This is a genomic window from Candidatus Poribacteria bacterium (assembly GCA_026702755.1).
Lineage (GTDB): Bacteria > Poribacteria > WGA-4E > WGA-4E > WGA-3G > WGA-3G.
Window position 1 is genome coordinate 61,603 of sequence record JAPPBX010000049.1, and the last position, 26,085, is coordinate 87,687.

The window sequence follows — 26,085 nt, forward strand, 5'->3', positions numbered from 1 at the left end:
CGTAAATTATATCACATGTCAGCGGTTGTGTCAAATTTAGAATGGGTAACTGGAATTATTCAATTGTCCTGTGGTTTCTCAATATCTTGATGTTTTTGCTCGGTCTGTTTTCCGACATCTGGATTTAGTTCCCTAGCTTTTTCATAGTCAACTCGTGCTTCTTCTTGCAATCCGAGTGCCTGCTTTACCAGACTGCGGCTGTAGTAGGCGAGTGCACAATCCGGTTTGAGGTTGATAGTTTCAGTATAATCCTCTATAGCATCACGATAGTGGCTTTCTGTCTGCTCCATATTCCCCTGATCCGTTTCCAATTTACCGAAGTAAAATTTTGCATCACCACGATTTCTGTAAGTATCGGTATCCTCCGGTTCAAGCAAAAGTTTCGCGTAATGGCGCATTAGAGAATCCTCGGCATACTCCGCTGAATTTAATCTAAGGGCTTCAGTACAATCGTCAATCGCTGCACAGTAGTACTCTTGTGCTTGCTCTTGGTCGCCTTGGGAGGCTGCGGATTGCGCCAGTTTAGTTTTCGTATAACCGCGATTACTATAGGCACCTGCATACTCTGAGTTAAGTTTGATGGCTTTATTAAAGTCTGCAATCGCCTCGTTATAGTAGTTCAGTGCCTGTTCCACATTTCCCTTAGCCACCTCAGATTCACCTAATTTAGTCTTCGCATAACCGAGAATTCTGTCATCCTGTCCTAAACCTTCTTCCGCGTCGAGTTTGTTAGCTGTATTAAAGTCTGCAACAGCTTCGTGATAATAATGTTGTGCTTCCTCTGCGTTTTCCTTGACTTCTTCAAATTGGCCGAGATGTAACTTTGCAAGACCGCAAATTCCGTAAGCAGCAGCAAACTCCGGATTTAGCTCAACGGTTTTATCAAAAGCATCTATCGCTTCAGCATGGGCACCATGAAGAAATTTGAATTGTCCTTGAGCGTAGTAAGTATAGGCACGTATAGGATCTTTTTTCCGAAACTGTGCTAAAGGTTCGGTTAACTCCGATTGAGAAAGCAATACCTTGAGAGCGTTTGAGGGAACAGCAACACCGTAAGTTCCTGTGCTGCCAGCAGCAACACCTATAACTTCACTTTTACTGTTGAGCATAGGACCACCACTCATGCCCCCCACATACTCAGCGTCCACCCAAAACTTTTTGCTGTCACCGCGGATACCCTGTATGATTCCGGTTGTGACCTTGTATTCAGTTTCTGGGAAACCTAAAGTAAAAACTCGTTCGCCGATCTGAACAGCGTCACTGTTCCCAAGTGGAAGAGGTTTACCTTCAGCCAACACCTTTAAGATAACCAAGTCATTTTTAAGATCAAACGTTGTTACACCGTCTACTTCCCACACGGTTTCTCCATCAACTGACTTCGCAGAAACCAGTCCCTCCCCATAAACAGCATGGATGTTGGTAACAACCTTTTCAGGTTCTACAAAGAATCCACTACCGACACCAACGAGTTTTCCCGATTCCGCCTCAATCGAGCGGATTTGTACAATAGATTCTCCGTTATGTTTCATGAATGGACCTCCGTCAGTTTTTTGAATTATCGGTATGTATGCATGCTGTCTAAAAAGAGATCCACGCCGACATAGGTGCAGAGCACAGCAACGAAACCGAGGATTGCAGCGTACGCAGCTCTTCGTCCGTGCCACCCCCAAAACTGGCGGAGACCAATTTGGACGATATAGATGAACCACGTCACGAAGGTGGAGATTACCTTCGCATCAAGCCACCTCCACGGGACATCTCGGATATATTGGGTCCAAAGACTCCCAACGATGACCCCCATTGTGAGCAGAATTACACCAAGAATTGTGCAGCGATACCCAAGCTCATCGGAAGTCCCGAGAGAAGGAAGGAGATTGTCAAGGAGTGCGTCCGTCTTCTGGCGAATCTTCCGCTCCGTCATCAGGTACATCAGTCCAAACCCAAACGCGGCGATAAACGCTGCATAGGCGAGGAAAATAAGTGTGGTATGCGCCAGAAGCCAATAGTTTTGCAACGGTTCCGGGAGTGCAGCGGTGTGCGTGGCGAAACTATACGAAATGAGGATAGCAATGAATGCAACAGGCATCACAAAACTACCGAGTGTGCGGAGATGCGTCAAACGCACGATGATGAGATAGATAAGTGTGATTGCCCATGCAAAGAAGGCAGTGGAGTCGGTCCAGTGCGTCATCGGAAAATGCCCTTGTTGGAGCCACCAGAGCGCGATAAAGAGGGTCAGAAAAGCAAAACCGATGCTGGTGCTCCAAAAAGCGATTCGTTCAATTGTCGGACGGATCACCGCCGCTCCGGATCTATTGCCGATAGCCAGCGAAAGGGTTTGAAAAATGCTCGCTGCTAAGTATATTAGAAGGGTGAGGAGAAACAGAAAATTTATCATACGCTGTACTTTTTGAAACCATCAGGGCACACAGCAGGTGAATAATATGCCTCTCCGTTAGTCTTTTTCATTCGTTTTCATTTTCGCTGTTGACGAGTTGTGCCTGAAGGCGTTCTAACTCAGCCTCCACAGTCTGTCGCCGTTCCGTTTCCTCTCTGGCGAGTCTTTCTGCCACCTGTCGCCGTTCTGCTTCTTCTCTGGCGAGTCTTTCTGCCACCTGTCGCCGTTCTGCTTCTTCTTCTATCAACGTTTCCGCTGCCACTCGTAGGTGATGTTCTTCCATAGAAGTTGTAATCGGGGTTCCATCAGGGAGATAGGGACGTAACAGCCGCAGCTCCCACGCCTCATGCAGCTCCCACCGAAAATAAAGATTTAATGACGCACTGAACAAACCATCATCAGCATCTTCTTCAATCTCAACGATGTCGCCTAATGCATCCCGTCGCCACCCACGAAATTCTATAGGGCGATTCATATCGGGTTGATGAATGAAATACTCCGCAACCCCCATATCACGCAGATACACCTCAACTTTTTCATGCCGGTCCTCAGACGCTGTTGTATCTGAAAGGAACTCAAAAACTGCTGTAGGGACGGTGCCTTCTGCCCAGGTATAAAAACTCCTTCGTAACGGAAGTTTCGGGGCACCGAGGGCGACATACACATCGGGAGCCACGACCTTTCTGATATCGCCTTCTCGGTAATAGATAAAGTTGTCCATACCGACATGGATATACGGGTGTGCCTGAAAATATCGTAAGAATTGGTCAAATAAGCTATGCATCTGCATCCCGTGAAATTCGCCTGCTGGCATAGGTTCATCGTCCTCATAAGGGTAGCCTTGGATGTAAACGGTCGGTTTTCCACTCGCTTTTGGAAAGACAGGCATATACTTTCTTTGCTTGAGTTCAAAATCGTTTAGCGTCTTCATGATTTTCTTCCTTTGCCTATCGGGACAGGAATGTCACTCATCCACGTAAGATGATTAAAGCAGTTCTCAACCGTTTTGAATTGAAAATCTTTAAAAAAGCAGACTATTTTCGATTTCGGGCAATTTTAACAACTCTCGTCCGCTTTGTCAAGTAGTTTGGCGGTAAAGGCGTTAGCGCGTTCCAAGTTGCCGTGCCGAACCCAGTTGAAAAGGCATTCGGCAGAACATTCAGGATTTGTGAGACCGAGACAGCATGTTGTAGGAGGGGTTTGTAACCCCGATACCGAATCTTCAACGGTGTCAATGAGCATTTCAAAGAAGTCAGCACGCTTTTTAGGCGTTGGAAAAGCCTTGAGAATCTCAGAGCGGCGTGTTCCAAGGAATTCAACAAATGCTCCGTAGCCGTTGTTTTCAAATTGATTTGCGAGTTTTTTATGCAGGCGTTTCACCTTGTCAATGCCCGCGCCGCTCCGAGCCGATATACTGATTATTAGATTGTCATCTATTATGAGTTCAGGTGTGAAGTAGGTGCCGGTATCTGGTTCATCAAGGTATTCTCGAATGAAAGTACCTTCACTTCCATAAAACGCGCTTACAACAGAAGATTTATCTGCAATAACAAGGAATGCATCTTCAAAGTGATGCGGTTCCATTTCGTCGGGTGCCGGGCATAACACAGAAGCACCACACTGATGTAGCAATGAGATACGGCGTTCAATTTCTGACGTTCTTTCTTCACATAAGACGATACACGTGCGATTTTCCAATAGGAGATAGACTGGATAGGGCAGTCCTTGATTCTCGATCGGGACTGGTTCTCCATTTTCGTATCCGAGCGTATATAACGAAGTGGCGTTCAGCATGTCCTCAAAATATTCACGGATACGGCGGCTCGTCGCGGGACTTTTTCCACTTGTTGAGATGCTCAGCATGAGGTCGCCATCGGTTACGACAGAGGCAGCGGCAAAGGTGCATTGCGGGATAACATCAACAACATTGACCAAGCGAATTTTGTTTTTTTTGTGCGCTTCTGTGAAAACAGCACTATTAATATCCGTGAAATCAGTGGCTGTACAGACAAGAAAATAACCGTCTGTATCGCCAGGTTTCAACTGCCGCTCGTGCCAGCGGATTGTGCCGATATCTGAAAGGAAGGTCAGTAATTCCGTTGCGTCGGGACTGATTACGGTGACATCGCCGCCGCTGAGCAGCATAGCGACAACTTTTCGCTCCGCGACGGTGCCGCCACCGACAACGAGGCATTTCCGGTCCTGAAGGTTTATGTATGCAGGATAAAACATCTTAATGGTTGTCAGTGGTCAGTTGTTAATTGCCAGTTAAAAGGGACTTTGGTTAATCAAGCCTCTTTAACCGAAAACTGAAAACTATCCCTTATGACTCACGTGAAACGACGTAGTCCGCAAGTTTTACTAACGCGGTCCGGGCAGGTGTTTCAGGAAAGATTGCTAACGCTGCTTTGGCGCGGTCGGCGTAGCCTTGGGCAATTTTCAGACAGTGAGGTTCGACACCGTATCGTTGGAACAGAGATTCAACAAAAGCGATTGCCTCGGTTTCATCCGTGTCAGGGTGTAGCATTTTTTCAAGCATCCGCTTCTCACTGTCATCGCAGACCGTTCGCGCATAGATAATAGGAAATGTGAGTTTTCCTTCGCGGAGGTCACCGAACGCATCTTTCCCCAATTTATCGGAATCTTCTGTGAAATCAAGTAGGTCATCCACGATTTGGAAAGCGGTTCCGATCTGTTGTCCATAGACTGTGAGTGCCTCGATCTGCTGTGTATCTGTTGTACCGAGATGCGCACCAAGGGTGCAGGACGCAGCGATCAGTTTGCCGGTTTTGAAACTGATAATCTTGAGGTATTCGTCTTCGGAGATGTCAAAATCACCGCTCTTATATGCGTGGATAACCTCACCTTCACACATCGCCTGTGTGGTATCGGCGAGGATCGCCATCGCTGGGTCATCAGAGCGGCGAGCCACAAGCATAGAAAGGACCCGTGCATGCAGGTAATCTCCGACGAGGACAGCGACCTTATTGCCCCATTTCGTCTGTAACGTTTCACGTCCACGGCGGATCGCAGCTTCGTCAAGTACATCGTCGTGAACGAGCGACGCAACATGGATGAGTTCAACAACAGCAGCAAGTGTGTGTGCATCGCTCCCTTCATAGTCGCAAACTTTGGCAGAAAGCACAACGAGAATCGGACGGAGCCGTTTACCGCCACCCTCTACAACATGTTGGACCGCCATGTCAACAAAAGTGTATTCACTCGCGGTATGCTCGGTGAGTTTCGCTTCAATAGCACTGAGGTCGTCGGCAATTAATTCAACAATTTGATCGAAGTTGGACATAATGTAATGGTTTTCGGTTTTAATAGTTGTCAGTTTTCAGTACGATTTTTCTGCGAAAAATCTTTCAGTTATCGGTTAAGTACTTGTAATGGTTACCTTTCCTGTTCCTGCCATAAGAGACCTCTTTAACTGATAACTCTCACTGCGAGGCAAACTGGCGACTGACAACTATTAAGAGAGATTCGCCAGTACCTGTGTTGCGGCTTCAATGGTTGCGTTGATATCCTCGTCGGAGTGGACTAAGGAGACAAATCCTGCTTCAAATTGGGACGGGGCAACATAGACACCACGCTCTACGAGTCCCCAAAAATATTGCTGGTAACGTTCCGTATCCGCCGTGCGGGCACCGTCAGCATCCGTGACGGTTTCCGGTGTAAAGTAGAGCATCAACATCGAACCGACTCGACTATGCCATGCATCAATGCCGTGTTTTTGGGTTGCCTCAGCGAGCCCCTCCGCGAGCGCAGAGGCACTGCGCTCAAGTTGTTTATAAATCCCCGGTTCAGCGAGCTTTTTCAGGGTTGTTATCCCTGCAGTAACGGCTAACGGATTGCCAGACAGCGTCCCTGCCTGATAGACATCGCCTTCCGGGGCAACACACTGCATGATGTCCCGCTTTCCGCCGTACGCCCCAACAGGTAAACCGCCCCCGATAATCTTCCCTAAACAGGTCATGTCGGGCGTGACGTTATAGTAGGATTGGGCACCGCCATAAGCCACCCGAAAGCCTGTGATGACTTCATCGAAGATAAGCACAATGCCGTGTTCTTCAGTGATTTCACGGAGTTGATTGAGGTAACCTTCATGTGGTGGGATGATGCCCATATTGCCCATAATCGGTTCGAGGATGAGACAGGCAATTTCGTCCGGATTGGCTTCTATCGCTTCGCGGACAGCATCAGGGTCGTTAAAAGGCACGGTGAGCGTATTGCGTGCGAAATCCTCTGGCACACCGCCGCTATCGGAAAGTCCAAACGTTGCGACTCCGGAGCCAGCTTTTGCCAATAGGTAATCCACATGACCGTGATAGCAGCCGTCGATTTTGAGGATTTTATCGCGACCGGTATATCCACGAGCGACGCGGATTGCGCTCATTGTGGCTTCAGTTCCTGAGTTGACGAGGCGTACCTGCTCAATCGAAGGCACCGCGTTTGCGATGGTTTCGGCGAGTTCCGTCTCTAATGTCGTCGGGGCACCAAAACTGGTACCGCTCGATGCTGCTGAAGTGATAGCCTCCACAACGCTTGGATGTGCATGCCCCAAAACCAACGGACCCCAAGAAGCAACATAATCAATGTATTCGTTTCCATCAATGTCGTATATTTTTGAACCCTCGCCGCGGGCAATGAAACGGGGATGTCCACCGACTTTGCTGAAGTTTCGGACAGGACTGTTGACCCCACCTGGGATAACTCGTTGTGATTTTTGCCATGCGGCTAAGGATTTACTGCTCTCCAAAGTGTTTCCTCCAATTTTTTTATGGCTATCGGCTCTCGGTTGTCGGCTTTCAGCAAAGAGGTTCCTGATAAACAAGAGCCCTCTTTCTGACTGCTGACGGCTATTCTTTTGATTGCTGACAGCCAATTTATAGCCACTCTACAACCGACTTTGCGAAATAGGTTAAAATCATATCAGCACCTGCGCGCTTGATACTGTTTAGCACCTCTAGTGCGACCCGTTCCTCGTCAACCCAACCGTTCTGCGCCGCTGCTTTAATCATGGCGTATTCACCGCTGACATTGTAAGCAGCAACAGGCACCTGAAATTCTGTTTTGACGCGATGAATGACATCCAGATAGGAGAGGGCAGGTTTCACCATAAGAACGTCCGCGCCCTCTTGAATGTCCAATGCGACCTCACGTAACGCCTCTTCTGCATTTGCTGGATCCATCTGATAGGAACGTCGGTCGCCAAACTGGGGTGTAGATTCCGCTGCTTCACGAAAAGGGCCGTAAAAGGCAGAAGCGTATTTGGCGGAATATGCCATAATCGGGACGTTTTCATACCCGTTTTCGTCCAACGCCTCGCGAATTACACCGACACGACCGTCCATCATATCCGAAGGCGCGATGACATCGGCACCGGCGCGTGCATGCGATAGACTCTCCTTAACGAGCAACTCCAGTGTGGGATCGTTTTGCACTTCGTCCTCTTGGATGACACCGCAATGCCCGTGGTCGGTGTATTCGCAGAGACAGACATCTGTCATCACAAGCAGATCGGGCACGGCATCTTTAATTGCTCGGACCGCCTGCTGAATGATACCGTCGTCGGCGTATGCCTCAGTACCGAGTGCGTCTTTCGCCTCTGGAATTCCGAAGAGGATTGTTCCGGGGATTCCGAGTGCGGCGAGTTCTTTTGCAGCAGTGACGAGGGTGTCAACAGAGTATTGGTAGCATCCTGGCATTGCCGAGATTTCGGTTGCGGTGTTATGTCCATGAACGACGAACATCGGATAGATGAGATCATCAACAGAGAGCGTTGTCTCACGAATCAGCCGCCGCAGGTTCTCATTCGCGCGGAGTCGCCTTGGACGATAGATGGGGAAGGTGCTCATTCGTCCTCCGAAGGCGAGCCTGCGATTTCGTACCGTATCAACTCAAGCGTTTGGTCTTCGGGGCCTTCTAATCCGAAGGTTTCATTCTGCTCAGGCTTTTCGTGCATGTGCTCAAATTTGACGATCCCGACATTAGGTGCCAACCAGATAGTTGTTACAGTTACATCGTTCTGTTCTTGCGGTCCTGGTTGTTCTGGAACCTCCACAGATAGAGCTGTTTCTGTTGTTGCATCCGTTCGGTATTCAATTACTAAACAGTCCTCAAAAGTGCCAGCCTCTGTTTCGACCGTTTCTGTTCCAGTGACATTCCCTGTCTCTACAAGAGTGGTAAAGGTTTTAACAGTCTGCATCGAGCCACCCGGTAACTCCATAGGCGCCCCTTGGATATCAATTGTCATGGTTAGCACAACATTTATCTCGACAGCTGGCCACTCTTCATTGAAAGTTGCGGGTGTTGGTAGGAAATAGAAGAAGTCTTGGGATTCTACCTCAACATCGTAATCTATATCGAATGAGATATTTAATCCCTCTGGGACTTGCTCCTGCATCCCTTGCTGGATTACCGCCATTAGTTCTTCCATCTGTTTCATTGTGGATGCTTTGAGAGCGTTCTCAATTTCATCGCCAACAAAAAAGGCTATCCAATCATCACCAACTTGGTAGAAATAGGGGCTAACATAATGCTCAAATTCCGCCCAGTCTTCTAACGGAGGATCATAACTGAAGGCGCGATAGGTTTCACCATCAATATCCTCTGGCTCAATTGCGTAGCGCGTTACCTCATCACCATTTTGATCTTCGTAAACCCAGTAACTGCCGACTGCATCTGGAAAGTAGTAGTTCGCCCATTCATTTCCTATTGACACCGTGCTGAAACTAAAAATGAGCAAAAGCACGAAAATAGATTGCAATTTTTTAAACATGAGAAACTCCTCTTGTGTTTTGTATTTTCCCCAATTAAAGTATACAGAATCTTATCCCAAACGGCAAGGAAAATTCCGTGAATGTGTCGCTTAGCGTTTCTCATATTCAAAGGGGAAGGTAACAGGTGCCCCGTTGTTTGACCATGAACGTGCCATCGCAACATCAATCTCCCGGTCCTTACGACCGTTGTAAGCACCATATTCAGGCTCTGTATCGTTGCGGACAGCATCGACGAGACTCATCAGCTCCGATGCAACGGTGATCTCACCGTCACTGAGTGGATAATTTTGCAGTGGATTCTCCCACACCACTTCGGGTTCAATATCAGCAACAAGCGCGGCTAAGGTTTCGTAGCCGTCAACAGTATTCGTTCTACGTGAGATGTTAATGGCACGCTGCTCATCAGCATCTTCATTCAAGATGACGGCATCGTTTCGGAAGCACATCCCTCGTTCCGCATAGAATTTTGAGCCGTTAAAGCCTCGCAGGGGCGAGCCGTAGGAGAGACTACTGAAATTGAAAATCCCAACAGCACCGTCTGCAAACTCAATGACTGCATGTTGCCAATCCTCAGTGTCGCGCTTGGGTTGCCCTTGCCGCCAGACGTGGTCCTGGACATTATATCCTTTTCGGAAGCCGTAAACCTGCACGGGTTCATTGTCAAAACCGATGTAGCTGCGGATAAGCCCGATACCGTGATAGCCGTGCCCTCTGAAGTCATTGTAGGCGACGTTGACCTTGCCGAAGACACCTGCGAGAATCATTTCCCGTTTTATCCGCTCCGTAGGTACCCGGTAATAGTTTTCGTTGACTTCCAATTTTGTGCCGTTCGCCTGTGCGGATGCGATCATCTTGTCTGCCCATCCGAGATCGGTGTCAATCGGTGTTTCAGTGCAATAACTGACACCTCGTTCAGAACAGAGCAAGCCTGGAATATGATTGTTGCTGGGCGTAATCACGATAGCGCAGATATCAGGTTTCACCGTGTCCAGCATCTGCTCAGTGTCTGTGTAAGCAGGGACGTTGTATTTCTCGCCCTGTTCAGTAACACTCTCTTCGCGTGGATCGCAAACTGCGACGAGTTCCAAGTCGTCTGTTAATTTTGAGATAAGGGGAAGGTAGGTTCCTGCACCGCGTCTGCCTGTACCAATATGCGCGATTTTGAGTTTATCCACGGCTTTCCTCCTCGGAGGGATGTTAGTCGGTGCCAGCCTTTATTATTCCACCCAAAAGACATGGCTCCGCTCAAAGAGATCGTCATCTAAGTAGATTTCAACGAACCATTCGCCTGTAATTTCTGGCAGGTCAATGTAAAACCACGTAATTTTATCGCCGGTTGTTGATCTGAGAATCTGCTCCCCTGTCCAGAACGGAGGATCGTCCAAGTCATCCTCTGGCGAGTACCACAAGACTTTAACGGTGTGTGGTTCCGCGATATTTGCCCATAAGATCCATAAAAATACCCGATCATTGACCCCAGCAGAGAAAGTGGTCGTGATACCATCGGGTCTATCCTCAAAGACACTGATTGCCAAAACAGAATCGACAATAGTCGGCTCATCTCGTCCTATATCTGTGACACCACTTCCACCGGAAGAGGTCTCACTACAACCGCTCAAGGCAATTGTTAGCGACAGTAGCACTATCCCGAATATGGAATATGGCGTTGGGAGCAACTTCCTGACGAAGGTGTAGGCTTGATGCACGTGTCTTCTCCTGTGTAGAGCGCGAAACTTCAGTGAGTAATCCAATACAAATTCCAGTTTCTATTGTATCAGTCTGCCGATTTTTTTTGACATACTCCCACAGCTGAAGCAGTGGGATTCTCTAAGAATCCTTCGCTTTTCTGTGTGGATCGTGGGGTATAGACTTCGGATGAAATCTACGAGGGGGGCTTGCGATGGCAAGTCTGACACCCTCTAACCCAAAGGTTGATGCCCCAACCTTAAGTATATTGATCGCAGCGTTGACATCCCGGTGATGTTTTCGCTCGCAACCTGAACATTTCCACTCACGGACATCAAGAGTCATGAACATATCTATTTGTCCGCAGTGGCTACACGTTCTCGAAGTCGGCTCAAATCTATCAATGTAGCAGACTTGCTTGCTGTGCTTTTTCGCTTGGTGCCGCAACTTCAGATGGAACGCATACGGCGCAATATCTGATACTTTGCGTCCCCAGAGACGCTTCATACCTTCAAAAGTAAGCGTCTCAAAACACAGCACATCGTATTGATGCACCAATTGCTTCGCAAGTTTCCAATGATGATTTTCGCGGAGCCGTCTGATTTTACGATGAACACGGGCAACATTCTTGCGTTCTCGGTCTCTATTGTTGCTATCTTTTTGCTTGCTTGACTGCTTCTGTTGGGTTTCCGATTTTAGGTGAGACTGTGCTGTGCTATAGAAGTGAGGCGACTCACGTTGTGTGCCATCCGAACACGTGAACATCGTTTTGATACCGAAGTCGTACCCTGCAGCTTTACCCATCTTGGGTGTCGCTTCGGTTGCGATGTGGTCTGTTACAACGGACATATAGAAGTCGCCAAGTGGGTCTGCTTTAACAGTCACCGTCTTGATACTGCCGAGTATCGGACGACTCAGGTTAAAGCGATACTGATGTTTCATGATACGCACTTTATCGCCATAGATACCAAAACCGAGATCGCCTTCTTCGGGATCAGCAAATGTGAACCCCGATTGGCACATCGTGAAGGAGTAAGGCTTCCGCCATGACCGAAACTTCGGAGGACGTTTGGCAAGACCGTCAAAGAACTTTTCGTAGCCAGCATTCAGACGTTTGAGGATTTCACGGGCTGACCACGTATTGAGTTCTCGCCAATGGGCAAACATTTCAGGATGTGAGTTCTTTAGCACGGTAAACTCGCGCGACATCTCCTTAAAAGACATATAGGGGAGTCCAAGAGCATAGCGCGTGCGTTGCCAACCCAGAAAATAATTCCATATTGTGTGCGCGATCCACGTCTTTCGCTTCAGATTCCGAGTGCGTGGCGCACGAAAGAGTTTGTAATTTGTGGTATACATCGTGTTTCCTTTACATCGTAAAACCAACTTCAAACGGTGTGGTGGCACTCTCATGCGAGAGGCGAAGTCTACCGCCATGATGTAAGGATAGTATACCACATTTTTAGGAAAAATCAAATATTTTTTCATACAGAGGCATGGGCGTTACCGATCGGACCACAAGCTAAAGCATGTGGCTTGTTAGACAATGCCCGTCAAAGAAAAATTGCGGAAAGGGAGTTCCAATTCGGAGATGAACCCTACCAAAGTCTTTGTTGACACACACGGTTTTTGGTGGTAAACTACAACAACAATAGAGGAGCAGCTTATGAGATTTGATACAATCATTGCAGGCGGAAATATTGTCGATGGAACGGGTAAACAGGAGCCGTTTGTTGCGGACATTGGCATTCAGGACGACCAGATTGCCGCGATCGGCGACCTTGCTAAAGCGGAAACAGGACATCGGATTTCAGCGGAGGGACAGGTTGTTTGTCCTGGTTTCGTCGATGTGCACGTGCATTCTGAAATTGCGCTGCTCGGTGGACGCGACCAGTTCGCTGCCGTCAGTCAAGGTGTAACGACGCATTTAGCTGCACCAGATGGCTTCGGATGGGCACCCTTACCACCAGAGCAGGCGAAAGAATTGTGGCACTACACGCAATTCGCTTATGGCGATGCTGAACTGCCACTCAACTGGCAGACACCTGAAGATTATCTCGATATGTTCCACGGGCGAATCCCTGCGAACCTGTGTCCGCAAGTACCGCACTGCGCTGTTCGGCTCGGTGTGATGGGTTGGGATCCTCGTCCAGCAACGAATGATGAACTTTTAGCGATGTCGCGCACAACACATGAATGGTTAGAGGCGGGTGCATGCTGTCTCTGCTTAGGGTTGGATTATCAACCTTCCGCGAATGCCGATTTACACGAACTGGTATATCTATCAAAAATCGCGGCAAGTTATGATGCCATCTACGCAGCGCACATCCGATACCGTATCCTCGGCAGAAAGAAGGCGTGGGAGGAAACGATTGAAATTGCACAACGCGCTGGGATTCCTGTGCATATCTCGCATGAACGGGTAGACGACGAAGTCGCTGATATACTCGAACGTGTTGAGAAAGAACAGATCGATCTGACCTTTGAATCCTATCTCTACCCTGCTGGCATGACACACCTCGCCATGATGCTCCCGATGGAGTATCAGACGGGCGCGCCTGATGATATGTTAGCACATCTGGAAAACCCAGAAGTCAGAGAAAAATCGATCGCACACCTACGAAGTGAATTACGCGACGGCAGTCAGATTGTGGGTTACAACCGTTCCGGTAGGTTTATCGGGATGACGCTCGCTGAAGCTGCTGAAAGCGAAGGTAAGTCTTATGAAGAGTTTGCGTTCGATTTTATTCGTGAAGAAGCCGCGGTCGAAACCTTTGTGATGCCGTGGGCAACAACCCCCGAAGAAAACGAACGCATCCTGAACCGCACGGCAATCCACCCGCGCATGATGATTGCGAGCGATGGCGTTTACAACATTCCACATCCACACCCTCGGAGCTACGGTTGTTTCGTGCAGTATCTCGGCAAATTCGTGCGCGAACGCCAGTTGATCTCGTTGAAAGAAGCTATCTATAAAATGAGCGGTTTTCCAGCAGAACGATTCCGATTGTACGACCGCGGAAGAATTGACCGCGGGCTTGCTGCTGACATCGTTGTGTTTGACCCAGATACCGTTGCAGACCGATCCACTTGGTTTGACCCGGTCCAATCCCCTGTTGGTGTAAACTGGGTGTTCGTTAACGGCGTTTCAGTTGTTGAAGATGGAAACGTGACGGGACAACTGCCGGGCAGAGTGCTGCGTCAACAGCGATAGACAAGATAACGTGGAGGGGAAAACAGTGGATGTGTATGATTTGACGGTTATTGGCGGCGGAAGTGCCGGACTCGTGCTTGCCGTGGCAGGGGCAAAGTTAGGCAAAAAGACCGCGCTTGTGGAGAAACACCGCATTGGTGGCGACTGCCTCTGGACAGGGTGTGTGCCTTCTAAAGCCCTCCTTAAAGCGGCGAAGGTCGCGAATTACATCAGAGATGGTGAGAAATACGGAATTACATCCACCGACGCAACGCCCAACTGGCATCGCGTCATGGCATACGTACGTAGCACCCAACACGTCATAGAAGAGGAACACGACAATCCTGAGCGGTTCCGTGAGATGGGGGTTGATGTTATCTTCGGAAACGGGCATTTTGAATCAAGCGATACTTTCGTTGTAGAAGATGCCGAGAACGGTCAGAAGCGTAACCTCAAAAGCAAAAGGTTCGTGATTAGCACTGGCTCCCGTCCGGTTGCGCCGCCTATACCCAGATTGGAATCTTGTGACTATCTGGACAGCGAAACGATCTGGGAGTTGGAAGAATTTCCTGAACGACTGCTTGTCATCGGTGCGGGTCCCATCGGCGTTGAATTGGGGCAGGCGTTTCATCGACTCGGTGCTGATGTGACGATAGCACAAAGGAGCGGACGCATCTTGACGAAGGAAGACACCGATGTCTCTGAACAGATATTGGGTTATCTCCGCGAGGAAGGAATTACGATCCGACTCAATACGAACATTGCACAGGTTGTGCAACGTCAAGAAGGCATAAGCGTGACCTTCAGCAACGGTGAAAACGAAACGACGGAACAAATCTTTGATAAGCTCCTAATTGCCGCGGGGCGCGCACCGAATGTTGAAGGGTTAGAACTTGATAAAATCGGGGTGCAGGTGGGCACGCGCGGGATCGAAGTAAACAATAAACTCCAAACAAACATCAAAAACATCTATGCCGCAGGCGACGTGATTGGACACTACCTGTTCACACACGTCGCTGCTTTTCAAGCGCAACTACTCATCCGAAACATCTTTTTCCCATTCTCCAAAACGATTAACTATTCTGTTGTGCCGTGGACGACTTTCTGCGACCCGGAGGTTGCTCGCTGTGGTCTAACCGAGACAGAAGCACGCGAGAAATATGGCGATGTCGATGTGTTCACGCTCAATCAGAGCGACGTTGACAGAGCCGTCGCGGAGGGCGAGACGCGCGGTTTCAGCAAAGTTATCGCGAGTCGTTGGAGTGGAAAGATATTGGGAGTACATCTCGTCGGCGCAAATGCGGGAGAAGTTATCCACGAATACGTTCTGGCGATGCAAGAGCGGATTCCATTGCGGAAGTTGAGCGGGATGATCCACGTCTATCCGACGTTTTCAAGCAGCGTCTGGCGCGTGGCAGGCAAATGGTTTTCAGAAAGCACACTGATTCAGACGCTGCGGAGGTTGCTTCCATAACACTACAGCGCGAGCCTCTACACGGACGAAACACCGTGGCGAAGCACACGAGTGCGAAAGAGATTTTATTATAATCCTGTATGGACAGGCACGGATACCTGTCCATACAATAGCGTTCTGAGATTCTTATTGCGCGCCTTCTATTGGCAGTACACCCACTTCCACGTTCCCTACTTTAATCATAATCTGTGCCTCTTTAGACCCTGTTACGATAAAGCCCTCAATAACGAGTTCAGTTTCTATAGGTTGTTCTGTAGAATCGTCTGGAAATGGAAGACCTGCTGGCATTTCTCCGTCATCTCCTTCACCTTCCTCGCCATTCTCTGGAAGCGCGAAGCCCTCTGGCAGCGATAAATCCTCTGGTAATGGGAATCCACCACCAAAAACCGATGGGGTAAGGGTTATTGTAATTAATCCCGCATCCATCTGATCTTCTTCCTTCTGACGGATGAGTTCGTCGAGGTTCCTTGGCAACGGTTTTTCCTCATCATCATCTTCCTCGCCTAAGATTTCATCGAAAACATCGCCGAAGAGTTGTGTGAGTTCTGTGTCGTCAGCCGATTCATCGGCGGCGGAAACCGTGAGATTTGCTTCACCCGTCGGGAAGCCGTCAGGGATGTCAAGTGTAACTTCTCTGTGAATCGTCCGTTCGGCACCGGCAGTACTCCAGTGCGGAAGCAGCACAACCAAAACTGTGAGGCTTTCTCCAGGCATCACTTCAGCGGGAACAATGATTTCGTCGATCTCGGCTTTGGCGATTTGAGGTTTGTCCACGATAGAAATCGACACCGCTTTCAAGGTCGCTTTGCCAGCACTGTTTGTAAGTGTGTCGGTGAACGAATGAATAATTGAACCCATTCCTATGAACACATCTAAAAACGGATTTGAAGAAGCAGTCTGGAACTTTTCTGTATACACAGTTTCGGTTTCTTGAAAGTGAAGTGTCACGGTTCCTTCAACGGTTGCAGCATTCCGCTCCATCCGAATAGCATCCATCGTTATGGCTGCAACAGCCGGAATCGCCCATTCTTGACCATAAGCCACAACGTGATGTTTTTCTATTGCAGTGTTGTTAACTGGATGGTAAGAGAACTTCACTGGAATCATTGCTGGCCCCGGACCGAGCTCCCCTACAATTCCGGGATGTAGGTCTTTCGTTATTGTTCCGATTGGATTTCCAAACTCGGAGACAGATTTAACTGATAGCACCAGTCTGGGCACGATTCCATGTGTTACCGCTCTGTATACGGGTAATGCAGATTTCCCATCAGCGACAAATGGATGACCAAATGCTACAAATTTATTGTCATAAACCTGTGTCACTGTCCCAAAACCAATGATGCTCACAACGTCTCCAGTAGCTATAGCAGCACCAATCATGTCCCCTGCAGAGAGTTTTGTTGTAGCCCTCGCAGGCGGTGCTGCTGGAGCCCCTCCAATATTACCAAGCAATTCAACAAAGTTGAATCTCGAATCGGAAAAGTATGAGGAAAGTTCTTGAACTCTGTGGGGCTGAATCCCTGTAATCATCATAGGTGTTTTGACGGGTGTGTACAAAGAATTAATCGCCAGTGCGGGTGCCGCGGGTGCTCTATCTTCCTCCAGAAACTCACCAAACGTTGGGTGGTTTATGGCTGCCTCCATATAATCAATAGGTGTGACCAAGAACCGATACGGCGGTTTACTATACGAATATGCAAAGGCGAGAGCACCCATAACACGCCCCGGGGGACCAACAGGACTGCCGGACATTCCTGCTGCAACACCCCCTAAAACCTCTGCGGATTCATCAATCAATTCGCACTCGTAGACAGGTGATCCAAGAGGGCCGTTTTTAATGGATCGAAATCGTGCCTGCAGGATAACTTTGCTGGTGCCTTCAAGCACGGTAATGATTTCCAGTGGTGTTTTGCTTGTCAGTTTACCGGCTTCATCCTCATACATGTTTTCCAGCACAACATCTCCGACAAAGCGTGGGGCGTTAAGAACTGATGTTGAATCGTTGGTTATGAGATTTTCAGATTGCGTTTGCTCTTCATCAAGAGAACAGCCAAGTTGGTATAGCATCGCAATAGCAATGCTGACAAAAATGAGAAGACGTTTCACTTTGATTCCTCCAAAAACAAGGGTTTCGTTAATTGTTTTGTTATCGTACACGCTAAATTGGCACCTATTGATGAAATTCGCCAGCCATCCATCTTCGGAACACTTGAACATCTGTAAAATCTTTGAGAATATATCCGATTAATACGGGGTCCTTGAGTGCGATCCAAATAAGTGCATCCTGCTCGTCGTATTCATCAAAGAGTTCTCCAGCGAGCGCAGCATCTGTCAACTCAGTTTTTCGAACGTAAAAGGCGAGTTCGAGGAGAAAGAAAGCGAGCTCCAACCCATTCACAACATTTCGCTTGGCATCTACGAAATGCTTAAATCCTATATTGAATCCAGGACCGTCCACCAACTTCGCGAATTCGTCTTGAAAAGTATCAGGATCTTCGCCATGGTATCCACGGGTCAGAACATGTCTATAGTGTTCTGCGAAAAGATGGGCAGTCGCGGCATCTTCTTCGTCAGGTTTCTCAAGAATCTGCTTCAAAAATGGCATGTATCGCGACGGATGAGACGCTGCGATGTCCCAGAACGCATCATAAGTTTGATATCGATCTTCTAACGGATGGGTACGTCTGAGGAAGTCTAAGTAGGTTTTGGACGCGACGAGTCGCCGGAGCGTTCTGAAATCGTCATCTAAAATGTTCCCCGGGTTCTCCCGCTTGAGTTGCTCAAACGTCTCTTCGGGCGTTGGCGGTCGTGCGACCGGCTCAATACGGCTTTCTGTGTTGATGTCTTCTCTTTGGGGTTTTAGCGTGCTTGGGTCGGGACTGGATTGACACGCGAAAAATAGCGAGATCCCCAAAAAGAGACAAATTTGCAGTCGGTTGAAAAAGTGTTGACATTCAAAGTATCGCATGTTCGTTATATCCTCCGAAGGTTAGGATGTACCAGAGGGTACTGACCGTAATACGCTGCCTGCAATATCGTCAGACTGCAGATGTGTGTCACTTTTTTATATTAGTCTTATGGCAGCATCCACCAGGAGGCGATTTCGCTAAATTCTCCATCAACCCATCTCCTGAACACCTGCACGTCTGTAAAATCTTTGAGGACATATCCGAGGCTCACCGGTTCTTGGAGTGCGACCCGTAAAAAGCCTTTTTGAACGCCATGTTCAACAAAAAGTGCCTGTATTTTTGCCCGATCTTCCTCTTGCAGGTCCTCGACCAGAATCAGATGATATGCCAAAATTTTTACCCAAAGAAGAAAGTTTACGCCTTCGGCATCAAAAAGGCGTTGCTCCAGCCAACTGTTCACAGGCTCATTCATCATCATATCGACAGTACTTTCACGTCCTTGGTTCTCACCGTGATACATGCGGACATTCAGGGTGCGATGATGCAAAGCCATATAACGAAGGATATCAACATCCTCTGCAGTAGGAGCAGGACGGGGCGGCTTAAGATGAGTGTTCAAAAGTTCCACGTACGGCTCCTCATCTGCAGATGCCAACGCCCAAAACCCATCAAAATTCTGAAACTGATTTTCCTGCGGATAGGTCCGTTTCAAGAATGCTAAATAAGTTTCTGAGTTGATGATTTCTTGAATCCTTGTGAAGTCGTCATCTAAAATGTTGCCGGGAAATTCCTGGCGCAACTGCGCCGTCATCTCCGCCATTGTAGGGGGCCTTTGCATCGGTGCCATTGGTGCTGCGTCAACAAATTGCGGTGCGGATTCCATCGCCAAGACATTTTTCTGTACATCCGCCAGCACCTCTGCCACCATTCCTCTTGTGATGGGTTGTGTCGTTGTTTCTATTGGGGCTAACGCGTTGCGGTTTTGGGGTTCCGAACAGCCGCAAATCGCTGCACATCCGAGAAGGACACAAAACGTCAATAGATTGAACAGACACTGATATCGAGATCGAAAGTATACCATGCTTTTTCTCCTTAAACGGAATAGATGAGAAGGTATCCGATTTTACTATAAAATGAGCCTCTGCCCTCTAATATGGCGAGGTTACAAACCTCGCCAGCGGCGGTGGGATCATCTTTTCGGATTTTACTATACAATGAGCCTCTGCCCTCTAATGTTGTCGTGAAATTGCTATCTAATTTACTTTTGTCCCAAAATTGATCGACCTTCAGTCACTCTTTAATGATACAATTTAAGGGGCAAAAGGGTGCATAATGGGAAAAAAATTGGAAAAACTGAATCAGGATGGCAAGGAAATGAGCCGGTTTTCATGAACTCCTTCTATCAATATCAATCATTTTCTTTTTTCAGGGAGGCATGAAACAGCCCGCTCCGCTTGGTAGCGATATAAAGTCTATCACCATCGATGGCAATGGAGATGACTTTGTTTGGCACCTCTGGCAAGATTTGTTCCCATTTTTCCCGGTTATCCAATTGATAGACCCCTGCATCACCAGCCCCATAAATCGTCGTGCCGACGACAGCAATGCTATCTATAATAGTGCGGGTCCCAGCTTTATCAGTTAGCGTGTGCCAGTTTTCACCGTCTGCTGATGTTAAGACACCTGCGTCTGTAGCGACATGAACCGTGGAACCGGCGAAAACTATTTCGTTGAAATGCTTAAATTGGAACGGCAGCGTTGCAGTGAGGTCTTTCCATGTATTACCACTATCAAAAGATCGAAAGAGATGTCCATCGCGTTTGCCAACGTAGACGGTTTCGCCTGAAACAGCGAGAATGAAACGATTGGGATCCTCCTCGTTAGGACGCTCATAGATGTCTACCAGTCCAGTGTCGAACCATTCAGGTTCGCCGCGCCTCCAGCGCAGGAGCCGTCCTTGATACGTCCCTTGATACGTCACATAGAATGCATCGCCGCTGACCGCAAGTTCGCGAGGAATACCTTGCCGATTTGTATTTGTCGAGCTACTGGCTTTTTCAGGATCGTTAGCGGAATTGTCTGCCATATTTTCTGTGGGTACTTTCTCTGATGTCTGTATAGAGAGATTCTCACCAAAAGCAGGGATATCTTGAATAAGAACCAATGTCCTGCCACTGAAAGAGAGACGGAAAATGCGCAGCGCACCTTCCACACCTAAGATGGGTGTGATGCCGTAAAGCACACCGTCAGAAACCGTCATTTTTGGAAAACCCAACGCCCCTCCAGCGTCCAATCCATCTACCGATTTTGGTAATTCATTAGGACCGAAGCCCAAGGTTTTCCACGACCTGCCACCATCAATGGATCTGGCGATATCCACACCGGTATTTATATAGAGCGCGTTTTTAAATGCCACCACATTAAAGATTCTGGACCCTACCATCCCTGCTATAAATGGATGCCACGATTCACCGCTATCGGTTGAACGGGTAAGTCCAAGAAGCCCGGCTTTGAACAGCGTATTTTCGTCCACCCCGACAGCCGGTAATACACTCAGCATCATCGAATTCATCATCGAATTGAAGTCTAACGTGTTGGTTTCGGGGTTCGTCCATGTTTTTCCGCGGTCAGTTGATCGGAATTGGAACCCGATATATCCGAGTGCCCAGAGCGTTTCTCCAGCAGTTAGGACTTTAACCCCTGGTGACATCTTTAGGAGGATTGGTTTATTCATGGGTGTTATGTCAGTCCACGAATCGCCCAAATCGGTTGAACGAAAAATTTCCCACATAGACTCGACGGATAGCGTTTCTCTCTTAGAGGCTTCCAATTCGGGACCTGTCCCGACATAGAGGTCGTTTTCAGAAACTGCCAAAGAATGGGTAACTTTAGTGGTATTCAGTGGCAATTTTTCCCAGGTGCCACTTGCAAAATTACGTTTTGGATTGATACGGTAGAGTCCCTGATTTGTGCCTACAAACACGGTGTTTTTAAGGGTAGCGACCGCGAAGATCCTTACTTTCGCCACTTCGTCATTCAATAAAGTCCACTGCTTTCCCATATCTTCAGATCGAAAAATACCTCCGTCTTGAAGCGCGAGGTACAATGCTTCATCCGTTATCGCTAATCCGACAGCAGTTCCTTTTGGACGTGTCCCAAGCGACTCCCACGACGCTGCTCTATCGATAGAAATAAATACCTCATCAACAGAAACAAGATAGAGCGTGCCGTTTTTCTCTGCCATCGGTGTCATACTGTCCCTGTTGAAAGCTGTAGACAGATTAACAGCGGAAGGCGGACTGACGAGCGTCCACGCAGATGCATTTCGTGTCAATCTGTAGATACCGGGAACTGAAACGGCGTAGGTAGTGCCTTCTGAACTTACGAATAAGCCCGATATCAGACCCCCTCCCGGACCGCTTGCTTGTCTCCACTGCTGCTTCATTGTCTCGGGTACTTCCTTCTCTATCTGCGCGACAGCAGGCACAACAGGTTCCGAAACTTGTGGACCAGCACCTCTGCTCCTACCGGTCGTATCAAAACGTCCGGCTTGGTTCCGTAAATCCGGCTCCGCTTGTGTATCAAGGACAACAGGAGCGTCAATGATTTCAACAGTAATTTCCGATTGGGCGTTCAAGTTGTAAGGCTTTTGAAAGCGGGCAAGGTATTGAGACCCGACACCGATCATTAGCAATATGAAGACGGCAGCTGTACCAAAAGCCACCCACGGTAGCAGCGGTTTCCCAACCGGCGGCGATGCGGGTTTCAGGTCAGCAACCTGCCGCATAATACCCTCAATGAAATCGTTAGACAATTGGACGCTACCGAGTGTCTCACGAACTAAGAGTTCTTCTTCTTGTAAACGCTCTCGTGCCCGGCGCAGCCGACTCTTAATGGTATTCACTGACACACCTAAGAATTTGCCAATCTCTTTCGTTGTCATTTCACCGAGATAGTGGAGTGTCACCACCGTGCGTTCACTCTCCGGCAGCTTTTCCAGAAGTTCTTTGACGATTTCGCGGCGATGTTCCATAACTTCCATCTCCCGTTGATCCGATACATGACGTTTATAAGAAGATTCCTCTATCTCCGTTACGGATGTGTCCTCCAGGGATTGCATCGCAGGTTTTCTGCTTTGATGCCATCTCTTGCAAAGATTACTCGCAATAACATAAAGCCATCCAGCAAACTGGTTGGGATTCCTTAGCGTAGCGAGGTTTTTGTATGCTTGGAGGAAGGCATCTTGGGCAATTTCTTCAGCGATGTGAAAATCCCCAATCTTCCGCCACGCAAGCGCGTGAACGCTCTTTTGGTACTTCCGGACCAAAGCAGTGAATGCCTCCTCATCACCTGCTAAAACTCTGTGAATCAGTTGAATATCGTCTTCCACCATCAGAACTCCATGATTAATGAACGGACGCGGTTGTGTATGCACTAATTACTTGGACATTGTAGAAGGGCGAGGATACTACGAAGAAATACCCAAGCAAAAACTCCCTCGCCAGCGGCGATGAGCGTTTGCTTCCCTGAAAACCCATCTACATGTTTCGATCTTTACTATAAATTGTCCAAACTTTAGTATTCAATTATTAATGATACAATTTTAAGGGGAAAAGGGTGCATAATTTGAAAAAAATTTAAAAAATCTGATACGCGTGGAATTTGGACAAATTCCACTAAGGTAAGTTGGGCAGGTGTAGTCCTTGGAAGTATGCATTAAATGTAGGAACAAAAAATTACTGATTTTTCACTGCTCCCCACGTTGTTGTTAACAACTTTGGTTGCGGTGAAACCGGCAATGCGACGGCTGGATCAAACCAATCCGCCAAGGAATTTGCTTGAAACCCATCTAACCCAACGACATGGGTAAGTTGTATTGGCGTACGACTTCTTAAGTCAATTTTGAAAAGTTGGAGGTGATCATCAATTTCCTGCGTATAGATAAGTGCATCATCCCGCGGCGACCAAACCGGATCCCTGGCTTGTGCTCCCGCTTCGTCAACAATCTGTTGAAGTCCTGTGCCATCTCTATTCGCAATGTAGATTGTCCCTTTGTCCCGTACATCTTGCACATCCACCTCAGCGAAATCAATACCTTGATTCTGAGCCCGTTTCAACTTTTCTTTCCAGAAATCATGTTTGAGCCAGAAAAAAGCGAGTTTGGTGCCGGATGAGGACCAAGCAGCCCTATACATAAACGGATGATGATTTGGAAGGAAAGTCTCTTCTACACGTGTTCGGATGTGAAAAAAATGAACTTGATAGAGACGACGAATAATCCATAGATTGGGTGCCAGCATTTCATGTTTTTTACCCAGCGAGACAAAGGCTATCTCCGTCCCGCCAGGGGACCAGCTGGGTGAACGCCCGACCGCTATCCGCTGTTCCTTTTTGCCAGCTATTTCGGCGGTATAGATAAACCACGCAGCACCATCAAGTTGCTCATAAGCAATCTGTTTTCCATCTGGAGACCATGTTGGGTGTGCTCTATGTGCGGATTTCCCGAAAATTTTTCGTACATTTCCACCATCTGCGTCCATTAGATATAGGTCTCGCACGCCATCACGGTCTGATACGAAAAGGATATGCTCCCCTGTAGGCGACCAGACCGGATAAACATCCTCTGCTGGATGGTTGGTAATATTGACCTGTTGACTTCCATCGGGATTCATCAAGTAAATCTCGCGATTTCCATCACGAAATGACGCGAATACAATCTTCGCTGTATCTGGTGCTTTGCCAAAAACTGAAGGAATGCTCACGCATAACAATACTATACTGAATAGAAGAAAAATAGTCGATAGGCTTTGTATAGGTTTCATCACAAATTTCTCCGGCAATGGGTCAACTACTTGGAAGCAGCTTCTGATTGCTTGAGTTTGCCCCAAAGAGTCGCTTGCTTCTCCGCACTCGGTGATACTGGCAGCGACGCTGTTGGAACCCAACTCATATAACGAGCACCCATTCCTTTCGTCGCTTCAATCGGTTCGTCTTGCCCATCCGCTGCTGTATTTACGATCCTAACGACTCCGTTCGCAAAGAGTTGTGCTATGTGACCGTTTGGCTGTGTCAGAATATAGGCGATCCATTTGCCACTCGGCGACCACACAAGTTCCCGGATAACTGTTCCTTCTTCCGACTTTGTGAGTTGCCGTGTGTTTTGTCCATCTACGTCAATGACATCAATCCTGTAAATCACTCTTCCATCTTCAAGACCCGCTGTGATAAAAGCGATCTGTTTGCCATCCGGGGACCATGTGCAGTTAATGAAGACCGTACCTGCCTCTCCGAGGTGCCGGACGTTTCCCCCTTCAGCATCCATCACAAAGAGGGTGCCATGAGAAACAAAGGCGATCCATCGGCTATCCGGAGACCAAGCGGGTTCGTAACATCCTCCTTTTTTCGTCAATTGCTTGACATTTTCGCCATCTACATCCATTTTGTAGATGTCCCTGTCCTCGGCACGCTCGGAGGTGAATGCGATCCATTTCCCACTCGGAGACCAAGCGGGCCACTCATTTTTATCACCATCGAAAGTCAACTGACGGTGTGCATGCCTTCTCACATTCGTGCTTATCTCCATCAGATGAATCTGACACTTCGCGTTTCGGCACGCTTCATAGGCAATTGAACGTTGATCAGGAGACCAAGTAAAGGTGTACAGATGTCCCGGTTCTGTCCTCAACTTTTGGAGGACCTCCCCTTGGGTATTCATGAGGATGATAGGACGGTCTTCGTCCGTCGTGGAAATAAAAGAGAGAACATCACGCTCATCCGTCCATCCGCTGCTAACAAACGCGAAAGACCCTATCAACAATACCATCCCGAATATCAGGTAAATGAGTAAGCGTTTCATATTTCCTTCTATCCCAGTTTCCGAATAATACTAAACTTTGGACAATTTTAGAAAATCCTCGTGTGATAGGTTGGATTAATTAAAAATTTCCAATAGATTCACACGCCCTTTCAGCGGCTAACACCTTTGGCTCTACTGTAACGGGGGAACAGTATACTGCTCAACCAACATATTTTCTAACAAAGTAGAGTATACTTGGTTTAAATCCCTGAATTTGAGCCGTACGTTTGTAAAGCAGGGACTGCTGACCAATTCCTCTATCTGTGCCTCGGTAAGGTTCCCTGATACCAGAATGGGAATTTCTGCTAAGCATCCGTTGATAAGCTCATCAAGTAATGCTGAGGAAGCACCATCCCGAACCTCACCCGCTAATGATTTGCCTGTATCAAAAGCGATTTCATCGGGCAGACTATTTAAAGCATGAACCCCAATTAACGCCCGAACTTCAGGATTTACCTGCAATACTGCAGCCTTAACATCCGAAAGCGGCATTCCCTCAAGGATAGCCGACAGGTCGTCCACAGTGACAACCGAAGGATTTAAGACATCTTGTGCCTCAATTGCGGTATCGCAGGATGTCAACATAAAAGGCAGGGTTACGACTACACTTGCAACCACGAACATAACTGGTGTTAAATTTCTCATGTCATCCTCCTTCTTTAGGCGAATTCTACAGCAGAATGACGGTTAGCAAAATAGCTATCAGCCATCGGAAACCGTCAGTGATTAGTAGTAGTCTGTCACATTTATATTGCTGGATATAATTTGTTGAGTTTGATGCGTG

The 26,085-nt window shown here is 47.9% G+C and carries 20 protein-coding genes; 2 read left to right on the top strand and 18 right to left on the bottom strand.

From position 1 onward, the window contains the following. Positions 1 to 59: 59 nt before the first annotated feature. The 11 genes from OXH39_09370 to OXH39_09420 all read right to left on the bottom strand — a co-directional run bounded on the left by OXH39_09370 (position 60) and on the right by OXH39_09420 (position 12,228). On the bottom strand, positions 60 to 1,529 hold the full coding sequence (locus OXH39_09370; GenBank protein MCY3550658.1) for a trypsin-like peptidase domain-containing protein: 1,470 nt from the start codon (positions 1,527 to 1,529) through the stop codon (positions 60 to 62). A 26-nt stretch (positions 1,530 to 1,555) separates the two neighbouring features. Further along, positions 1,556 to 2,398 (bottom strand): cytochrome c biogenesis protein CcsA, encoded by an 843-nt coding sequence (gene ccsA / locus OXH39_09375; GenBank protein MCY3550659.1) that lies wholly within the window; start codon positions 2,396 to 2,398, stop codon positions 1,556 to 1,558. A gap of 67 nt (positions 2,399 to 2,465) precedes the next feature. Further along, positions 2,466 to 3,329 (bottom strand): hypothetical protein, encoded by an 864-nt coding sequence (locus tag OXH39_09380; GenBank protein MCY3550660.1) that lies wholly within the window; start codon positions 3,327 to 3,329, stop codon positions 2,466 to 2,468. Positions 3,330 to 3,454: 125 nt separating this feature from the next. Then, on the bottom strand, positions 3,455 to 4,630 hold the full coding sequence (locus OXH39_09385) for a bifunctional precorrin-2 dehydrogenase/sirohydrochlorin ferrochelatase (GenBank protein ID MCY3550661.1): 1,176 nt from the start codon (positions 4,628 to 4,630) through the stop codon (positions 3,455 to 3,457). 91 nt (positions 4,631 to 4,721) lie between these two features. After that, a complete protein-coding gene (locus OXH39_09390) occupies positions 4,722 to 5,702 on the bottom strand; it encodes a polyprenyl synthetase family protein (protein ID MCY3550662.1) in 981 nt (326 codons plus the stop codon). A gap of 171 nt (positions 5,703 to 5,873) precedes the next feature. Next, entirely contained in the window at positions 5,874 to 7,160 is a 1,287-nt protein-coding gene (hemL, locus tag OXH39_09395; protein ID MCY3550663.1) for a glutamate-1-semialdehyde 2,1-aminomutase, read from the bottom strand. 127 nt (positions 7,161 to 7,287) lie between these two features. Beyond that, positions 7,288 to 8,259 carry a porphobilinogen synthase gene (hemB, locus tag OXH39_09400; GenBank protein ID MCY3550664.1) on the bottom strand — a complete coding sequence of 324 codons (972 nt, stop codon included), beginning with the start codon at positions 8,257 to 8,259 and terminating at the stop codon, positions 7,288 to 7,290. Continuing rightward, a complete protein-coding gene (locus tag OXH39_09405) occupies positions 8,256 to 9,182 on the bottom strand; it encodes a hypothetical protein (GenBank protein ID MCY3550665.1) in 927 nt (308 codons plus the stop codon). Before OXH39_09405 ends, hemB begins: the two co-directional genes overlap by 4 nt. Before the next feature lie 90 nt (positions 9,183 to 9,272). After that, the gene (locus tag OXH39_09410) at positions 9,273 to 10,358 is read right to left on the bottom strand and encodes a Gfo/Idh/MocA family oxidoreductase (protein MCY3550666.1); all 1,086 of its coding nucleotides are present in this window, start codon (positions 10,356 to 10,358) and stop codon (positions 9,273 to 9,275) included. Positions 10,359 to 10,400: 42 nt separating this feature from the next. Next, on the bottom strand, positions 10,401 to 10,889 hold the full coding sequence (locus OXH39_09415) for a hypothetical protein (protein MCY3550667.1): 489 nt from the start codon (positions 10,887 to 10,889) through the stop codon (positions 10,401 to 10,403). Between the two features lie 121 nt (positions 10,890 to 11,010). Further along, positions 11,011 to 12,228, bottom strand: a complete 1,218-nt coding sequence (locus OXH39_09420) for a transposase (protein ID MCY3550668.1) — start codon at positions 12,226 to 12,228, stop codon at positions 11,011 to 11,013. Positions 12,229 to 12,535: 307 nt separating this feature from the next. Here OXH39_09420 and OXH39_09425 point away from each other — a divergent pair, with 307 nt between their 5' ends. After that, entirely contained in the window at positions 12,536 to 14,083 is a 1,548-nt protein-coding gene (locus tag OXH39_09425; protein MCY3550669.1) for an amidohydrolase family protein, read from the top strand. A gap of 25 nt (positions 14,084 to 14,108) precedes the next feature. Continuing rightward, positions 14,109 to 15,536 carry a mercuric reductase gene (locus OXH39_09430; protein ID MCY3550670.1) on the top strand — a complete coding sequence of 476 codons (1,428 nt, stop codon included), beginning with the start codon at positions 14,109 to 14,111 and terminating at the stop codon, positions 15,534 to 15,536. 126 nt (positions 15,537 to 15,662) lie between these two features. Here OXH39_09430 and OXH39_09435 read toward each other — a convergent pair whose 3' ends face one another. The 7 genes from OXH39_09435 to OXH39_09465 form a co-directional block, all read right to left on the bottom strand. Continuing rightward, entirely contained in the window at positions 15,663 to 17,642 is a 1,980-nt protein-coding gene (locus OXH39_09435; GenBank protein ID MCY3550671.1) for a hypothetical protein, read from the bottom strand. A 64-nt stretch (positions 17,643 to 17,706) separates the two neighbouring features. Further along, the gene (locus OXH39_09440) at positions 17,707 to 18,504 is read right to left on the bottom strand and encodes a hypothetical protein (GenBank protein MCY3550672.1); all 798 of its coding nucleotides are present in this window, start codon (positions 18,502 to 18,504) and stop codon (positions 17,707 to 17,709) included. A 107-nt stretch (positions 18,505 to 18,611) separates the two neighbouring features. Beyond that, complete coding sequence (locus tag OXH39_09445) at positions 18,612 to 19,526, bottom strand: hypothetical protein (protein ID MCY3550673.1); 915 nt, start codon at positions 19,524 to 19,526, stop codon at positions 18,612 to 18,614. A 327-nt stretch (positions 19,527 to 19,853) separates the two neighbouring features. After that, positions 19,854 to 22,838, bottom strand: coding sequence for a sigma-70 family RNA polymerase sigma factor (locus OXH39_09450; protein ID MCY3550674.1), 2,985 nt, complete (start codon positions 22,836 to 22,838; stop codon positions 19,854 to 19,856). 343 nt (positions 22,839 to 23,181) lie between these two features. Next, positions 23,182 to 24,267 carry a DPP IV N-terminal domain-containing protein gene (locus OXH39_09455; protein MCY3550675.1) on the bottom strand — a complete coding sequence of 362 codons (1,086 nt, stop codon included), beginning with the start codon at positions 24,265 to 24,267 and terminating at the stop codon, positions 23,182 to 23,184. A 26-nt stretch (positions 24,268 to 24,293) separates the two neighbouring features. Next, a complete protein-coding gene (locus OXH39_09460; GenBank protein MCY3550676.1) occupies positions 24,294 to 25,301 on the bottom strand; it encodes a hypothetical protein in 1,008 nt (335 codons plus the stop codon). Between the two features lie 132 nt (positions 25,302 to 25,433). Further along, positions 25,434 to 25,946 (bottom strand): hypothetical protein, encoded by a 513-nt coding sequence (locus OXH39_09465; protein MCY3550677.1) that lies wholly within the window; start codon positions 25,944 to 25,946, stop codon positions 25,434 to 25,436. Positions 25,947 to 26,085 lie beyond the last annotated feature (139 nt).

Bases quoted from the DNA above. Each gene is read 5' to 3' on its own strand.
- OXH39_09370 (MCY3550658.1), bottom strand. From the start codon at position 1,529: ATGAAACATAACGGAGAATCTATTGTACAAATCCGCTCGATTGAGGCG.
- ccsA (MCY3550659.1), bottom strand. From the start codon at position 2,398: ATGATAAATTTTCTGTTTCTCCTCACCCTTCTAATATACTTAGCAGCG.
- OXH39_09380 (MCY3550660.1), bottom strand. From the start codon at position 3,329: ATGAAGACGCTAAACGATTTTGAACTCAAGCAAAGAAAGTATATGCCT.
- OXH39_09385 (MCY3550661.1), bottom strand. From the start codon at position 4,630: ATGTTTTATCCTGCATACATAAACCTTCAGGACCGGAAATGCCTCGTT.
- OXH39_09390 (MCY3550662.1), bottom strand. From the start codon at position 5,702: ATGTCCAACTTCGATCAAATTGTTGAATTAATTGCCGACGACCTCAGT.
- hemB (MCY3550664.1), bottom strand. From the start codon at position 8,259: ATGAGCACCTTCCCCATCTATCGTCCAAGGCGACTCCGCGCGAATGAG.
- OXH39_09405 (MCY3550665.1), bottom strand. From the start codon at position 9,182: ATGTTTAAAAAATTGCAATCTATTTTCGTGCTTTTGCTCATTTTTAGT.
- OXH39_09420 (MCY3550668.1), bottom strand. From the start codon at position 12,228: ATGTATACCACAAATTACAAACTCTTTCGTGCGCCACGCACTCGGAAT.
- OXH39_09425 (MCY3550669.1), top strand. From the start codon at position 12,536: ATGAGATTTGATACAATCATTGCAGGCGGAAATATTGTCGATGGAACG.
- OXH39_09440 (MCY3550672.1), bottom strand. From the start codon at position 18,504: ATGCGATACTTTGAATGTCAACACTTTTTCAACCGACTGCAAATTTGT.
- OXH39_09445 (MCY3550673.1), bottom strand. From the start codon at position 19,526: ATGGTATACTTTCGATCTCGATATCAGTGTCTGTTCAATCTATTGACG.
- OXH39_09450 (MCY3550674.1), bottom strand. From the start codon at position 22,838: ATGGTGGAAGACGATATTCAACTGATTCACAGAGTTTTAGCAGGTGAT.
- OXH39_09455 (MCY3550675.1), bottom strand. From the start codon at position 24,267: ATGAAACCTATACAAAGCCTATCGACTATTTTTCTTCTATTCAGTATA.
- OXH39_09460 (MCY3550676.1), bottom strand. From the start codon at position 25,301: ATGAAACGCTTACTCATTTACCTGATATTCGGGATGGTATTGTTGATA.
- OXH39_09465 (MCY3550677.1), bottom strand. From the start codon at position 25,946: ATGAGAAATTTAACACCAGTTATGTTCGTGGTTGCAAGTGTAGTCGTA.